We start from the raw sequence: 15,109 nt of genomic DNA, 5'->3' as shown, positions 1-15,109 counted from the left end.
GATGTTGACACCTGCTCTTAGAAATGGTGATATACTTTAATGCTATCCCTTGCACTAGTTTGTACAGTCAATTATGATCGAATTGATTGTACAAACGTCGGACTATTATTTAATTCTATCCGGAGAGATAGGAAATAGAAAGGAGAAGGGGTGTTTTTTGCTCGGATTTTGTAATTGAATTCGGGCTACGGACTGGGTCAAAAAGATAGTTTTTCCTCGAACGCAAGCGTTCTTGGTCAAACTCCTATTTTGCCTGTGTCCGCTTAACGCCCTTAATATCTTATTATTATGTCAAAAAGACGTTTAATTTTGGAAGATGGCACTATTTTTGAAGGGGAGGCCTTCGGTGCTGATATGGATGTGACTGGTGAGTTGGTGTTCTCAACGGGGATGACTGGTTATCAGGAATCTATCACAGACCAGTCTTATAATGGTCAGATTTTAACCTTTACCTATCCCTTGGTGGGAAATTACGGGATTAACCGTGATGATTACGAGTCGATCAAGCCGACTTGTAAGGGTATTGTGGTTAGCGAGTGGTCTCGTCGAGCAAGCAACTGGCGTAATCAGATGACCTTGGATGAATTTTTGAAGGCTAAGAAAATCCCAGCTATCTCTGGCATTGATACGCGCGCTTTAACAAAAATTATTCGACAACATGGTACCATGAAGGCGACTCTTGCAAATGTCGGTGATTCTGTGGAGCATTTGACAGACCAGTTGAGAGCGACTGTTTTGCCAACCAATAACATCCAGCAAGTATCTACTAAAACAGCTTATCCTGCGCCTGGAGTTGGGCGTAGTGTCGTTCTGGTTGATTTTGGCTTGAAGCATTCTATTCTTAGAGAGTTAGCCAAGCGTGATTGCAATGTGACAGTTGTCCCTTATGATACGACTGCTGAAGAAATTCTTGCCCTCCATCCTGATGGTGTTATGTTGTCAAATGGTCCTGGTAACCCAGATGATGTTCCAGAAGCTTTGGACATGATTCGGGGCATTCTTGGAAAAATTCCAATTTTTGGTATCTGTATGGGGCACCAACTCTTCGCCAAGGCCAATGGTGCTACAACTTACAAGATGAAGTTCGGACATCGTGGTTTTAACCATGCTGTTCGTGAAATTGCGACTGGTCGAGTGGATTTTACCAGTCAGAACCACGGTTACGCTGTGGCTCGTGAAGATTTGCCAGATTGTTTGATGATTACCCATGAGGAAATCAACGACAAATCAGTTGAGGGAGTGCGCCACAAGTACCATCCAGGTTTCTCTGTTCAATTCCACCCAGATGCAGCACCTGGTCCACACGATGCTAGCTATCTCTTTGATGAATTTATGGATTTGATGGATGGCTTCCAGAAGCGGCTGTAAATCGGTTGTTCATGATTGAGAAAATACATTATTGCCGAATGTCAGTTCGCCCATAGAGGCAACGAATAGAAAGGCGAGGGACAGGTCAATGGTTGCACGCAACTCATTTCCCTACGCCTGCCTCTATGTAGGTAAGGCTATCCCTTGCACTAGCAGTGAGGTTTAACTAATATCGAGCTAAACCTTACTGCGTCGGACTTATCTTATTTAATGTCGCCCATAGAGGCAACGAATAGAAAGGCAAGGGACAGGTCAATGGTTGCACGCAACCCATTTCCCTATGCCTGCCTCTATGTAGGTCAGGCAATTCCTTGCACTAGCTCGAAAATGGATTAATGTCGAATCCATTTTCTCACGTCGGTCAGAGCAAGTCGGACTACATGCAAGGCATGTGTCCTTCTACGCAAAGTCAAATGGGACCTTTGCTAACTCTGACACTAGCAGTAAGGTTTAACTAATATCGAGCTAAACCTTACTGTGTCGGACTATTATTTAATTCTATCCGGAGAGATAGAAAATAGAAAGGAGAGATACAGGTTCGAGTTTCCTATTCGAACACGCCCTAAGGACTGTGCGAAAAAGATAAACGTCGTCTTGATGCTTGAAGTATCAGCGTCGCGTTTCCTATTTTCGCTTTGTCCTCTTAGCGGGCTTTGTATCATACATTATGCCAAAACGTACGGATATTAAGAAAATTATGGTGATTGGGTCTGGTCCGATTATTATCGGTCAGGCTGCGGAGTTTGATTATGCTGGAACTCAGGCTTGTTTGGCCTTGAAGGAGGAAGGTTATAGCGTTGTCCTGGTCAATTCAAACCCTGCGACCATCATGACAGACAAGGAAATTGCGGATAAGGTTTATATTGAGCCAATCACGCTTGAATTTGTCACACGGATTTTACGGAAGGAGCGTCCAGATGCTCTATTGCCAACACTTGGCGGTCAGACAGGTCTTAATATGGCCATGGAATTGTCCAAGGCTGGTATTTTAGATGAACTTGGGGTTGAGTTGTTGGGAACTAAACTGTCTGCAATTGATCAGGCAGAGGACCGCGACCTCTTTAAACAACTCATGGAAGACCTCAAACAACCAATTCCTGAATCAACCATTGTGACGACAGTTGAAGAAGCTTTGGAATTTGCTACTGAAATTGGCTATCCTGTCATCGTTCGTCCAGCCTTCACGCTGGGTGGTACTGGCGGTGGTATGTGTGCCAATGAAGAAGAACTGCGTGAAATTGCGGAAAATGGTCTGAAATTATCACCAGTGACCCAGTGTTTGATTGAGCGTTCGATTGCGGGCTTCAAGGAAATCGAATACGAAGTCATGCGTGATGCGGCTGACAATGCCTTGGTCGTATGTAACATGGAAAACTTTGATCCTGTGGGAATTCATACAGGGGATTCTATCGTATTTGCCCCAACACAAACACTTTCTGATATCGAAAACCAGATGTTGCGCGATGCCAGCCTGAGCATTATCCGTGCCCTCAAAATCGAAGGTGGCTGTAATGTGCAGTTGGCGCTGGATCCACATAGTTTCAAATACTATGTCATTGAAGTAAACCCACGTGTGTCCCGTTCGTCTGCCTTGGCATCAAAAGCAACGGGCTATCCTATCGCCAAATTAGCCGCAAAAATTGCGGTTGGCTTGACCTTAGATGAAATGGTCAACCCTGTTACTGGAACAACCTATGCCATGTTTGAACCTGCACTTGACTACGTTGTGGCAAAAATTCCACGTTTCCCATTTGACAAGTTTGAAAAAGGGGAGCGTCGCCTCGGCACACAGATGAAGGCAACTGGCGAGGTCATGGCCATCGGTCGTAACATTGAAGAAAGCCTACTCAAGGCCTGCCGTTCTTTGGAAATCGGGGTTTATCACAATGAAATGTCTGAACTCAGCCAAGTGACAGATGACCAATTGGTTGAAAAGATTGTCAAGGCTCAAGATGACCGACTCTTCTATCTTTCAGAAGCCCTTCGCCGTGGCTATACAGTAGAAGAATTGGCTCAGTTGACCAAGATTGATGTCTTCTTCCTTGATAAGCTGCTCCATATCTTAGAAATCGAGCAGGAATTGGCAATCAATCACGATAATATCAACTTATTGAAAAAAGCCAAGAAATACGGTTTTGCAGACCGCAAGATTGCAGAACTCTGGGGCAGAACTGAATCTTACATCCGTCAACTGAGAACAGACCACAAGATTGTACCCGTTTACAAGATGGTGGACACTTGTGCGGCTGAGTTCGAAAGTTCAACGCCATATTTCTATTCAACTTATGAGTGGGAAAATGAGTCCATCCGTTCGGAGAAAGAATCTGTTTTGGTGCTTGGTTCTGGCCCAATTCGTATCGGTCAGGGTGTGGAGTTTGACTATGCGACGGTGCATTCGGTCAAGGCTATTCAGGCCGCTGGCTACGAAGCTATCATTATGAACTCAAACCCTGAAACGGTGTCAACAGACTTCTCGGTTTCGGACAAGCTATACTTCGAGCCGTTAACCTTGGAAGATGTTTTGAATGTGATTGACCTTGAGAAACCAAAAGGGGTTATCGTTCAGTTCGGTGGCCAGACGGCCATCAATTTGGCAGAGCCATTGGCCAAAGCAGGCATTCCAATCTTAGGGACACAAGTGGAAGACTTGGACCGAGCAGAAGACAGAGATTTGTTTGAAAAAGCCCTGAAAGACCTAGGGATTCCACAGCCACCAGGCCAAACCGCAACCAATGAAGAGGAAGCTCTAGAAGCGGCCCGCAAAATTGGGTTCCCGGTGCTTGTTCGTCCCTCTTATGTCTTGGGCGGTCGTGCTATGGAAATTGTCGAAAATGAAGCAGACTTACGTTCCTATATGAGGACGGCAGTTAAGGCTTCGCCAGAACATCCTGTCTTGGTGGATTCTTACATCGTCGGTCGTGAGTGTGAGGTTGATGCTATTTCAGATGGTAAGGATGTCTTGATTCCAGGGATTATGGAGCATATCGAGCGCGCTGGGGTTCACTCAGGTGACTCTATGGCAGTTTATCCCCCACAAACATTGTCTAAAGAGGTACAGGCGACCATTGCAGACTACACCAAACGCTTGGCAATCGGTCTTAACTGCATCGGTATGATGAATATCCAGTTTGTTATTAAGGATGAAACGGTCTATGTCATTGAGGTCAATCCTCGTGCCAGTCGTACGGTGCCATTCTTGTCCAAAGTCACAGACATTCCAATGGCTCAGGTTGCAACCAAATTGATTTTGGGACAAAGCCTTGCGGAACTTGGCTACCAAGACGGTCTTTATCCTGAGAGCAAGCAAGTGCACGTTAAAGCACCAGTATTCTCATTTACAAAATTGGCTAAAGTTGATAGTTTGTTAGGACCAGAGATGAAGTCAACCGGTGAGATTATGGGGTCAGACTTGACGTTGGAAAAAGCACTGTATAAGGCTTTTGAAGCAAGCTATCAACACCTGTCTGAGTTTGGTAATGTAGTCTTTACCATTGCGGATGAAGACAAGGAAGAAGCTCTTGGACTTGCCCAACGCTTCCATGAACTAGGCTATGGTCTGCTGGCTACGGCAGGTACAGCTACCTATCTGGCTGATAATGGACTATCCGTGACAACTGTTGGCAAATTGGGCGATGCTGCTTATCAAGATATTCCAAGTCTTGTTCGAGCAGGTAAGGTTCAGGCGATTATCAATACGGTTGGTAAAAAACGTGTAGCTGATGGCGACGGTCAGGTCATTCGAAGCTCTGCTATTGAAGGTGGAATCCCACTCTTTACAGCCCTTGATACAGCAGAAGCTATGATCAAGGTGTTGGAAAGCCGTAGCTTTATGACACAGGCAATATAGTATAATTAGAAAATAGCAATATAGACGACTTCGCAAGAGGCCGTCTTTTTGATATAATAGAGTTGTAATTATAACTAGTAGGATCGGCAAGGTAAATAAGGGAATAAAATGAAAATAGAAAAAATGACAGTAGAAGAGTTTTTACAACTGAAGAAGGATGCTCAGGTATCCTTGCTTCTATTTATTGTTTTTGGAGTTTTCTTGTTTTCAAGTATGTTTTATATTACAGCGATTGGGGCGAGAACACAAATGTACAATTCACTTGTGACGATGGTGTTTCTATCTGTATTGATGAGTGTAGTCAGACCCTATGTTTTTTCCAAAAATATATTAGAGAAAAAACAACCTGAGCTGAAGCAGTATTCGACAGAGGGCTACTCAGTTTCTAGTGCCTTTCTAAAAAGGGTTTTTCTAGTTTATTCGGTTGCGATAATTGTGGCTATTTTCGGTTTTGCCTCTGCCTACGCAACTCGGGTTGAGACCATCCTTCCCGATGATACTTTACCAAGTCTGGAACAGAAGTCTATTATTGAATTAGAGCTTGAGGAAGATCAATGACAAAGCAAGAATTACTGAATTTTGTGGAAGCTCACCAATCTGAAATAGGGGCATTTACAATTATGCCAGGAAGAAAATTTGGTGGGCAATTTACTCTCGGCTATTATTTTGATGAGGAGTCACAAAAGTATAAATTTTATGAAGTAAGTGAGCGTCAAGATTTTAAAATAAGGGCTGAATTTAATACGGAATCTGAAGCAATAGATAGACTATATCGAAAAATAGTTTTTCGTTTTAATTTAACTGCTCCATCTATTTATATTAACATGGAATCTATCGACTCTATCGAAATTATAGAGGCCTCTGTTTAGGGACTTCAAAGCCAACTTTCTCACATTGAAGTCTCAAGCCCAAGCCAAATTCAGCTCAACGCCCGTCAGGGTCAGGACTTTGTGGACTTGCAAACGGTCGAGTTTGGTAAAATCGCCAGCAAGGTCGAGAATAACATTACTATCAAGATGACGGTTGATGGTGTTGAGCAGAAGATACGAGTTGATGCGATTGGCTTTGATGAGGCAGGCAACATCCGCATCCAGGAATATACAACTGCCCAGAATGGTTTGAAAATCAGTCGTCAGAACCTCTTGGAAGACCTGTCCAAGTACGGCGGCACCATTGTCGGCGCAGGCAAGGGCGACTTTGTCGGCGGTGTTGAGATACCCAAGGGCACCCGGATTGATGTCGTGTCGCAGAAGACGGGGAATGTGACGATTGGTCCCGCACAAGTATCAGATATATACCTACCAACAGATTCTCGCTATGACCAACAGTTAATTGTGGACTATACAGAAACAATGGGAACAACATATACACAGACAGACATTAATAAATTAACAGAGCTAACAACCCATAATGCTGATTCCGATATAGCATTATTAGGATATTTTGAATTTGAAAGTGTTACCTCTTATGAGCAAATTGCACACGCAAACGGATATACCTATTTTGATGCCGGTAATCAAGGATGGGAGGCGATTACAAAGGTAGACCCTGAATTACCTTATAAGGTTAATGATGAGTTTCTTCTGAAACAGATTCAGGAAGGTAAAGATTTTGTGTTGACTTCTGATCCGTTTCTCGCAAGAGAATTGGCAGATACAAAGAAAATTGGAATTTCTTATGCAAATGAAATAGAGTTACTTGACAGACACGGTTATAAAATTTAGAAGTTCGGAAATTTTTGGAGGGCATATAAATGAGTGAAGACTATTTACCAATTAAAGAGAGTTTGGGTTACCAAAATGTTAAAAAAGCACTATGGAATGTATTTGCGGCAGATTTAGATGATATGTCCATTGATGAAAAGCCATTTGAAAGTTTTAGTTTCCTATTTCATTACAAAGATTATGAGATGACTATGCTTATTTCTGATACTGAGAAACATGTTCAATTTCAAGCAGGAGAAGGAGGGCTTTTTAGTATATCACTTCCCAATCCTAGATATCCAACAGCTTCATTTCAAAAAAAAGTTTCATTATCTTATCTGATTTCTGATAAACATATTAGTGATAAGTTAAGATGGTGTCTTGGTCAGGATAAGGAAGCCGTTGAGTATGCTATGAAAGTTCTTAAAGACTATCTAGATTCCAATGACACAAAGATTCTATTGGAGAGTCAAGAATTTTATTTGAATACAGCAACCATCGACTCTATCGGCATCGTAGACGGTCACCTAGAACTGTTATTGGCAGATGGAAACGCATGGCTTCCTGACACCGAACAAGACCACCTTCTCAAACTCCAAGAAAAGTTGAATAACTACATCCACTTTATTGAAAGCAAGCAGTATGTGGACAGCTACGGGGATGACTTTACAGAAAAGGTTATCAACCTGACTTTTCAGTATGCCCCATCAGACAATGGCCTTGCTTTCCTTGTGCAAGTTCAAAAAGTTCTACAGCCGACAGATATTCGTTTGAAGGTTGTTGTGCCAGAGTAGAGTTTTAAGTCCAGACAGGATTACCTTGTCTGGATTTTTTGGTATAATGGGAGGGTAGAAATATTCTTCATTGATACATAAGAAGCTAGGCTAGACTTGGTTTAAAGCGGAGCCTAGGAGTGGGAATGAAATTGGAGTTGTTATCTCTCACATCCATTTTGAAACAAGTTGAGCCGCTCTGCTATTACCACAAATTCAGCTCAACGCTCGTCAGGGTCAGGACTTTGTGGACTTACAAACGGTTGAGTTTGGTAAAATCGCCAGCAAGGTCGAGAATAACATCACGATCAAGATGACGGTTGATGGCGTTGAGCAGAAAATCCGAGTGGATGCGATTGGTTTTGACGAGGCAGGTGACATCCGCATTCAGGAATACACAACTGCCCAGAATGGTTTGAAAATCAGTCGTTAGAACCTCTTGGAGGACCTGTCCAAGTACGGCGGCACCATTGTCGGCTCAGGCAAGGGCGACTTTGTCGGCAGTGTTGAGATACCCAAGGGCACACGGATTGATGTCGTGTCGCAGAAGACGGGGATACAAACTCTAAAGGTTGCATCGGTTGCAGATGAATTGACTGTAATGGATATGGTATCAAAGTATGATGATATATACACTTACGAATTTAATGGGACAACAAATCCAGGGCCACTAACGGAACTTAGTTCAAGACCAAATCGTAATTTTTATGGTGGACGTTACAACACCATAGAGTTAGATGATGATATAGTGTTGTATAGAGCTGGTAGGGGGGATAATCCTATGGGGCAGTGGTTTGCAGCTGAACCACCATTTTCAAGGGCACAAGTTAGAATCGATACTGCTGTTAAAGATATTTGGACTACTCCAGATGGCGTGTATACAGGACAATCACCTATTGATAAAGTATACAAAATTAAAATACCTAAGGGTACTACAATATATGATGGACCAGTAGCTAGTCAAGGGGGGATTTATCAAGGAGGTCTTGATAAAATTCAAATTTTATTGACTCGCCATGGAATATTGAAGGGGTTGAAGTTTTGGATTCATTGTATATCAATCAATAGTATTCTCAAGGTTTAATGTATTAAGAGGTACAAATTTTATGATAGAAGAAGTAATTGATGCAATTAATGGACTTATTTATTTAATTGAAAAGTTTAAAATAAATGGTTTACAAGTTCAAGTAGATTATTTAAAACATCTAGAGCAGGAATTAATAGAAAATTCTGTTCCTAACCTGACTAAAAGACAAAGAATGACTATCTATAATCAATTGTTTCCGCCAAGAGGAGGTCTTTCTGATATAAATTATTGGACAAATGATTTTGAGTCAAGAAAACAGATTAATGAACAACTTAATACTTTGAAAACGGTGATTTCGGACTATCTACTATTGGATTAGTATCAAATAATAACTTGGGGCTGGATGTCGCAAAAGATATTGCTAAAAGTCGAGGTGGTGTTACACTGGAGTCAACAATTAAAGATACCAGTATTATTATGAAAGATTGGAATATAGAAGATACATCTACCATTGATGCTTGGGAAAGAGCATCAGATGTTTATGCAGAGCAAGTAACTGGGGAAGTTAGAGCCGTTGTGGGTAGTGAGTTACGAGAAGGAAATATTTGGGAAAATATTGAGTTGCCACGATTAAAAAACAATCCAAAGGTAACTAAAATTACAACAATTGATCCTAAGACTGGTTTAGAAACAGTAATATTTGAAAGAGGTCAATAAAAATGGAAATTACAGGAACAAATTCAAAAATTAAATTTGTATTAGATGATGGGATGATAGTTACTGCTGATGGAGAATTATTAACAGGTAGGAAATTCTATGTTTATACCTCTACAATGGTTTATGAGAGTAATAATCAAAAACTCACCAATGTTGAGAAAAGAAAGATTATTGTCGAAGCCCAACAAAGAACGTCGGAATCAGCTATGACGCTTGTGTTTGATGAAATCACACCCGAAAAAAATAATTTCTATGATTTGGATACAACAACCATCGACTCTCTCGGCGTTGTAGACGGTCATCTTGAATTATTACTAGCAGATGGGAACGAATGGCTTCCTGACACTGAACAAGACCACCTCCTCAAACTCCAGAAGAAGCTGAACAACTACATTCACTTTATCGAAAGCAAGCAGTATGTGGAAGGTTACGGTGATGACTTTACAGAAAAAGTTATCAATCTTACTTTCCAGTATGCTCCGTCGGATAACGGTCTTGCTTTCCTTGTGCAAGTTCAAAAAGTTCTACAGCCAACAGATATTCATTTGAAGGTTGTTGTGCCAGAGTAGAGTTTTAAGTCCAGACAGGGTCACTTTGTCTGGATTTTTTGGTATAATAGGAGGGTAGAAATATTCTTCATTGATACATAAGAAGCTGGGCTAGGATTGGTTTAAAGCGGAGCCTAGGAGTGGGAATGAGATTGGAGTTGTTTTCTCTCGCATCCATTTTGAAACAAGTTAAATATACACCCGAATGGGTTCAAAATGTTATAGATAACGACTTGGTATCATTTGTCAATGGTGATACACCAGGTTCGAATCCACTTAATATTCCAGGGGCTAAAACTTGGTCAGGGGCTGATATGACAAATTCTGAGAGTGAGCTACTTATGCCTACTATTGATATGCGAGGGCATTCATATGAAGACTTCCAAGCTTCAATTGCAGAAAAGGGATATTATGAAATAAAAAATCCTAATGTTTTTATTCCTAATGTTACTACAAGTCAGACTTATCCAACAGAGGGGATTGTCCGGATAAACCAATGGGTAGGAGGTAATAATTAATGAAAGACTATCAGCCAGTTAAAACAGGTTGGGAACTTGAGAAATATAAGCAAGCCATAAAAGAAGGTAAAGAGGATGAAGTGTTTCTTGGTGATGGCGAATTTATGATTCGTCATCGAGAATCTTTCTTTGAAGGTATTACAGATATGGAGGTTTTGATAAGATACTGTTTGTTTCCTTTGTATGAAGAGGGAGATAGAGATATCGTTCGTCGCACAGAAAATATTCTAAAAGATTTTGTAGCAAGTGGTGAGATAAATAAATTGTATCAGGTCTCTCAATATTTTAAAATTCAGAAATGGTTATTAAGTAGCTACAATAACCTTCCTTTTATTATTGAACTTGAACAATTTGTTCCGATTTTTTTTGAAAAAGTTGTCAAGATGCCTTTGGAAACAGAATCGGTTCGATATGGAGCGGTTTGTGCTTGGATGAGTGAAACACCAGAATTTCTTGAGTATGACAAAACAACAATTGATAGGATTATGAATAAGCTTAAGGAATTAGCCAACAAACCCCAAGTAGTCCCATCTCTTGAAGAAATTTTTCCGATTGAACTTGATCCAACCAAAATTGATTCTATAGGAGTTATAGAAAATCATTTGGAAATGTTATTGCTAGATAGCAACAAATGGCGAAAACCACTAGAAAAACAACACCTCCTCAAACTCCAAGAAAAGCTGAACAACTACATTCACTTTATCGAAAGCAAGCAATATGTGGAAAGTTACGGGGATGACTTTACAGAAAAAGTTATCAACCTGACTTTTCAGTATGCCCCATCAGACAATGGTCTTGCTTTCCTTGTGCAAGTTCAAAAAGTACTGCAACCGACAGATATTCGTTTGAAGGTTGTAGTGCCAGAGTAGAGTTATTTCTACAAAATGAAGACTACATTTTCAGTATTTCTGGTACAATAGACTTATGAAAATAATCGTCACAACCAGTCTTCGTATGAACCAAAACCTGATTTTACAGGCTCGGGAAATAGCAGCGCAGCTCAATCTAGACTATCAAGACCGTCGTAAGAGGTCAGTCCAGTCCATTCTAGCAGAAACAGAAGCTGACGCGGTGCTTGTGGTCTATCAGGACCAGCTAGTTTTGGAAGAAAAAAATGGACAACGCTTCTTTTTCCACCCTGACACAGCTATCTTGCGTATCAAGTCTGGAAGGGATCCGCTTTTGGAATTGCTAGGACCTGATAAACATACCGTCCTTGACTGTACCATGGGGCTGGCTTCTGATAGTATTGTCCTAGCTAGTGCGGGACATCAGGTGACAGCCTTGGAAAGTTCACAGCTTATTCATTTTATGGTGAGCCGCGGCCTGAAAGAGTTTGATAGTGGCAATGAAGCGGTTAATCAAGCCATGCGCTCTATTCAGACGATTTGGACGGACAGTCTGACTTACTTACTGACACAAGCAGACCAGTCAGTCGATGTGATTTATGTTGATCCCATGTTTTCGCAGGAGATAAAGGAATCGGATAATCTTGATGGTCTGAAACCATTTGCCAATTATTCGGCCCTGTCTGAAGATTTTTTGAAAGAATGCAGGCGTGTGGCCAGAAGAAAAATCATTATCAAGGCTCATTTTAGAGATGAAGTTTTTGAAGAATTCGGCTTTGAACGTCATGTCAGACCAAATCAAAAATTTCATTATGGAGAAATCATTTTGGAGGAAATTGATGAAAATTTTAGTAACAGGTTTTGATCCCTTTGGTGGTGAGTCTATCAATCCAGCTTTAGAAACCATCAAGTCCTTACCCCCTACCATAGCAGGTGCAGAGATTATAATTGTCGAAGTTCCGACTGTTTTTGATAAGGCTGCTCGTGTTCTGGAAGAAAAAATGGCAGAATTTCAACCTGATGTAGTGCTTTGCATTGGACAAGCAGGGGGACGTGTAGATTTGACACCCGAGCGCGTGGCCATTAACCAGGATGACGCTCGCATTCCAGACAATGAGGGACAGCAGCCAATTGACAGAACCATCCGTCCAGATGGCCCAGCAGCATATTTTTCAACCCTGCCAATCAAGGCCATGGTCGAAGCCATTCGTTCTGCTGGCATTCCAGCTTCTGTTTCCAATACTGCCGGCACTTTTGTTTGCAACCATCTCATGTATCAGGCCCTATATCTGGCTGAAAAATCTTTTCCTAATACTAAGGCAGGCTTCCTCCATATTCCCTATCTTCCTGAACAGGTATTGGACAAGCCAGGTGTTCCGTCCATGTCCCTTGAGGTGATTGTCAAAGGGATAGAAGCGGCCATTTCAGCCATTGTAGCCTATGCGGACAAGGAAGACATCAAAACTGTTGGAGGGGCGACGCATTGATGGATGTAAAATGGCAGAGCAGGCAACGTGTTGAGCAGATGGAAAGCATATTTCATTCCCAATTCCAGCTCGTTTCAGCATTGCAATCCCTTCTAGAACAGGTCGAAACAAGCCAGCAAGCATATCTGAAATTACTGGACTATTACCAAAGTCCGACCTTCCTAGAAGATATGGACTTGGCTGATAGAGGGGAATTTAAACATCTTACCTGCGGTGTCTTGAGTGAAGATGGTGTCTATAATCTGCTTATAGATAGAAAAGAATTAGCAGCCAAGCTAAGAGAATGTGCAAATTTTCTGGATGCGTAAGATTGGAGAGAAATGGTAAATAGGATTGAGAAAGTATTGGAATTATATAAGCAAGCTGTCTTGGAAAAGGATTTGGATCTCATGTTGTCCCTGTATTGTGACGATGTTTTGATTTACGATGTGGCTAGGCAGTGGTCTTTGTCTGGTAAGAAGGACTTGGCAGATATGGTGACTTCTTGGTTTCAAGAAATTGCGACGGATAGGGTAGAAGTGAGCTATTCAAATCTGGAAATTCAGTCTTCCCAGACCTGTGCCTTTGCCTATTTTGATACCAGCTTTTCAAAAATTGGAAAAGAGCAGTCTGTCACAGACCGTTTCACACTAGGCTTTATTTATGACCAAGGTTGGAAAATCAAGCACCAACACGCTAGTCACCCTTTATAAACCAAATAGCATTTGTTTGCATAAAAAACATTATGTAAACTCCATCAAACTACTTTCATACTATGAGAGTAGTTTTTGTCTTTTCTAGCCATTTTCTGATATACTGGATAGGTATTAAAATTTAGAAAGGTTCTGTTTTGGGTCATTCCCAAACGGTAGCCAGTCTTCTGGCTAGAGGTATTAGTTTCATGTCTCAAACCCACATTAACGTTATCGGAGCTGGTTTGGCCGGCTCAGAAGCTGCTTATCAGATTGCCAAGCGTGGCATTCCTGTCAAACTCTACGAGATGCGAGGTGTCAAGCCGACGCCCCAGCACAAGACCGACAAGTTTGCCGAGCTTGTTTGTTCCAACTCCTTCCGCGGTGATAGTTTGACCAATGCTGTCGGTCTTCTCAAGGAAGAAATGCGTCGCTTGGATTCCATCATCATGCGTGCTGGAGAGGCTCACCGTGTTCCTGCCGGTGGTGCTATGGCCATGGACCGTGAGAATTTCTCCCAAGCGGTCACAGATGAGATTCACAATCATCCATTGATTGAGGTCATTCGCGGTGAGATTACAGAAATCCCTGAAGATGCTATCACAGTCATCGCGACGGGACCTTTGACATCTGACGCCTTGGCGGAGAAGATTCACGCGCTCAATGGTGGCGACGGTTTTTACTTCTACGATGCGGCAGCACCAATTGTGGATAGCTCGACCATTAACATGGATTTGGTTTATCTCAAGTCCCGGTATGACAAGGGAGAGGCTGCCTATCTCAATGCTCCGATGAACAAGGAGCAATTCACCGCTTTCTATGAGGCCTTGATTTCTGCAGAGGAAGCACCGCTCAACTCCTTTGAAAAAGAAAAATACTTTGAGGGCTGTATGCCTATTGAGGTCATGGCCAAACGTGGTATCAAAACCATGTTGTATGGTCCGATGAAGCCAGTTGGTTTGGAATATCCAGAAGACTACAAGGGACCTCGTGATGGCGAATACAAGACACCTTACGCCGTTGTTCAACTCCGTCAGGACAACGCAGCTGGCAGCCTCTACAATATCGTAGGCTTCCAAACCCATCTCAAATGGGGTGAGCAGAAGCGGGTCTTCCAGATGATTCCAGGACTTGAAAATGCTGAATTTGTCCGTTATGGTGTTATGCACCGCAATTCCTACATGGATTCACCAAATCTATTGGAACAGACCTTTGCCACCAAGAAAAATCCAAATCTTTTCTTTGCAGGTCAAATGACAGGAGTAGAAGGCTATGTCGAGTCTGCCGCTTCTGGCTTAGTGGCCGGTATCAATGCTGTTCGTCGCTTCCGTGGCGAAGAACCCGTCATCTTCCCACAGACCACAGCTATCGGAGCTCTGCCATTCTACATCACCCACACGGAAAGCAAGCACTTCCAGCCTATGAATGTCAACTTTGGCATCATCAAGGAGCTGGACGGTCCGCGGATCCGCGATAAGAAGGAGCGTTATGAGGCAATAGCAGAGCGTTCTCTCAAGGACTTGGAAGAGTTTTTGACTTACTAAGATAATCAGCTATCCCCAGACACCTCCGGGTGTCTTTTTCCTATGTTAAAATCAAAAA

General features: G+C 42.0%; 18 protein-coding genes. All 18 read left to right on the top strand.

Features of this window, described 5'->3' with window-relative positions; translation table 11 throughout:
• Positions 1–288: 288 nt before the first annotated feature.
• The 18 genes from PW252_RS06125 to trmFO all read left to right on the top strand — a co-directional run bounded on the left by PW252_RS06125 (position 289) and on the right by trmFO (position 15,051).
• Complete coding sequence (locus tag PW252_RS06125; RefSeq protein ID WP_248050021.1) at positions 289–1,368, top strand: carbamoyl phosphate synthase small subunit; 1,080 nt, start codon at positions 289–291, stop codon at positions 1,366–1,368.
• Between the two features lie 667 nt (positions 1,369–2,035).
• A complete protein-coding gene (carB, locus tag PW252_RS06120) occupies positions 2,036–5,215 on the top strand; it encodes a carbamoyl-phosphate synthase large subunit (RefSeq protein WP_248050024.1) in 3,180 nt (1,059 codons plus the stop codon).
• Between the two features lie 108 nt (positions 5,216–5,323).
• Positions 5,324–5,773: a hypothetical protein gene (locus tag PW252_RS06115; RefSeq protein ID WP_248050027.1), complete on the top strand. Its 450-nt coding sequence runs from the start codon at positions 5,324–5,326 to the stop codon at positions 5,771–5,773.
• Positions 5,770–6,084 carry a hypothetical protein gene (locus PW252_RS06110; protein WP_248050030.1) on the top strand — a complete coding sequence of 105 codons (315 nt, stop codon included), beginning with the start codon at positions 5,770–5,772 and terminating at the stop codon, positions 6,082–6,084. The genes PW252_RS06115 and PW252_RS06110 overlap by 4 nt, the downstream gene beginning before the upstream one ends.
• Before the next feature lie 81 nt (positions 6,085–6,165).
• Entirely contained in the window at positions 6,166–6,939 is a 774-nt protein-coding gene (locus PW252_RS06105) for a hypothetical protein (RefSeq protein WP_248050034.1), read from the top strand.
• 29 nt (positions 6,940–6,968) lie between these two features.
• Positions 6,969–7,712 carry a DUF6572 domain-containing protein gene (locus PW252_RS06100; RefSeq protein ID WP_248050037.1) on the top strand — a complete coding sequence of 248 codons (744 nt, stop codon included), beginning with the start codon at positions 6,969–6,971 and terminating at the stop codon, positions 7,710–7,712.
• Positions 7,713–7,938: 226 nt separating this feature from the next.
• Positions 7,939–8,124: a hypothetical protein gene (locus PW252_RS06095; protein ID WP_105208996.1), complete on the top strand. Its 186-nt coding sequence runs from the start codon at positions 7,939–7,941 to the stop codon at positions 8,122–8,124.
• 168 nt (positions 8,125–8,292) lie between these two features.
• Positions 8,293–8,775 (top strand): hypothetical protein, encoded by a 483-nt coding sequence (locus tag PW252_RS06090; protein ID WP_248050038.1) that lies wholly within the window; start codon positions 8,293–8,295, stop codon positions 8,773–8,775.
• Between the two features lie 22 nt (positions 8,776–8,797).
• On the top strand, positions 8,798–9,097 hold the full coding sequence (locus PW252_RS06085) for an ABC transporter (RefSeq protein ID WP_105208997.1): 300 nt from the start codon (positions 8,798–8,800) through the stop codon (positions 9,095–9,097).
• Between the two features lie 98 nt (positions 9,098–9,195).
• Complete coding sequence (locus PW252_RS06080; RefSeq protein ID WP_238138933.1) at positions 9,196–9,435, top strand: hypothetical protein; 240 nt, start codon at positions 9,196–9,198, stop codon at positions 9,433–9,435.
• A 2-nt stretch (positions 9,436–9,437) separates the two neighbouring features.
• Positions 9,438–10,004, top strand: a complete 567-nt coding sequence (locus PW252_RS06075; protein WP_248032690.1) for a DUF6572 domain-containing protein — start codon at positions 9,438–9,440, stop codon at positions 10,002–10,004.
• A 125-nt stretch (positions 10,005–10,129) separates the two neighbouring features.
• Entirely contained in the window at positions 10,130–10,501 is a 372-nt protein-coding gene (locus PW252_RS06070; protein ID WP_172050448.1) for a hypothetical protein, read from the top strand.
• Complete coding sequence (gene ifs, locus PW252_RS06065; protein ID WP_248050039.1) at positions 10,501–11,370, top strand: NAD glycohydrolase toxin immunity factor; 870 nt, start codon at positions 10,501–10,503, stop codon at positions 11,368–11,370. The genes PW252_RS06070 and ifs overlap by 1 nt, the downstream gene beginning before the upstream one ends.
• A 55-nt stretch (positions 11,371–11,425) precedes the next feature.
• Complete coding sequence (locus PW252_RS06060; protein WP_248050040.1) at positions 11,426–12,214, top strand: class I SAM-dependent methyltransferase; 789 nt, start codon at positions 11,426–11,428, stop codon at positions 12,212–12,214.
• The gene (gene pcp, locus PW252_RS06055; protein ID WP_248050041.1) at positions 12,189–12,836 is read left to right on the top strand and encodes a pyroglutamyl-peptidase I; all 648 of its coding nucleotides are present in this window, start codon (positions 12,189–12,191) and stop codon (positions 12,834–12,836) included. Before PW252_RS06060 ends, pcp begins: the two co-directional genes overlap by 26 nt.
• Positions 12,836–13,144 carry a DUF4298 domain-containing protein gene (locus PW252_RS06050; RefSeq protein ID WP_248050042.1) on the top strand — a complete coding sequence of 103 codons (309 nt, stop codon included), beginning with the start codon at positions 12,836–12,838 and terminating at the stop codon, positions 13,142–13,144. Before pcp ends, PW252_RS06050 begins: the two co-directional genes overlap by 1 nt.
• A 12-nt stretch (positions 13,145–13,156) precedes the next feature.
• Positions 13,157–13,528, top strand: coding sequence for a YybH family protein (locus PW252_RS06045; protein WP_248050043.1), 372 nt, complete (start codon positions 13,157–13,159; stop codon positions 13,526–13,528).
• 188 nt (positions 13,529–13,716) lie between these two features.
• Complete coding sequence (trmFO, locus tag PW252_RS06040) at positions 13,717–15,051, top strand: methylenetetrahydrofolate--tRNA-(uracil(54)-C(5))-methyltransferase (FADH(2)-oxidizing) TrmFO (protein ID WP_105158363.1); 1,335 nt, start codon at positions 13,717–13,719, stop codon at positions 15,049–15,051.
• Positions 15,052–15,109: the final 58 nt, after the last annotated feature.

It is taken from the genome of Streptococcus sp. 29887, assembly GCF_032595075.1.
Classification (GTDB): domain Bacteria; phylum Bacillota; class Bacilli; order Lactobacillales; family Streptococcaceae; genus Streptococcus; species Streptococcus iners.
Note: the sequence above shows the minus strand (reverse complement) of the source record. Positions and strands in the feature narration are given on the sequence as shown.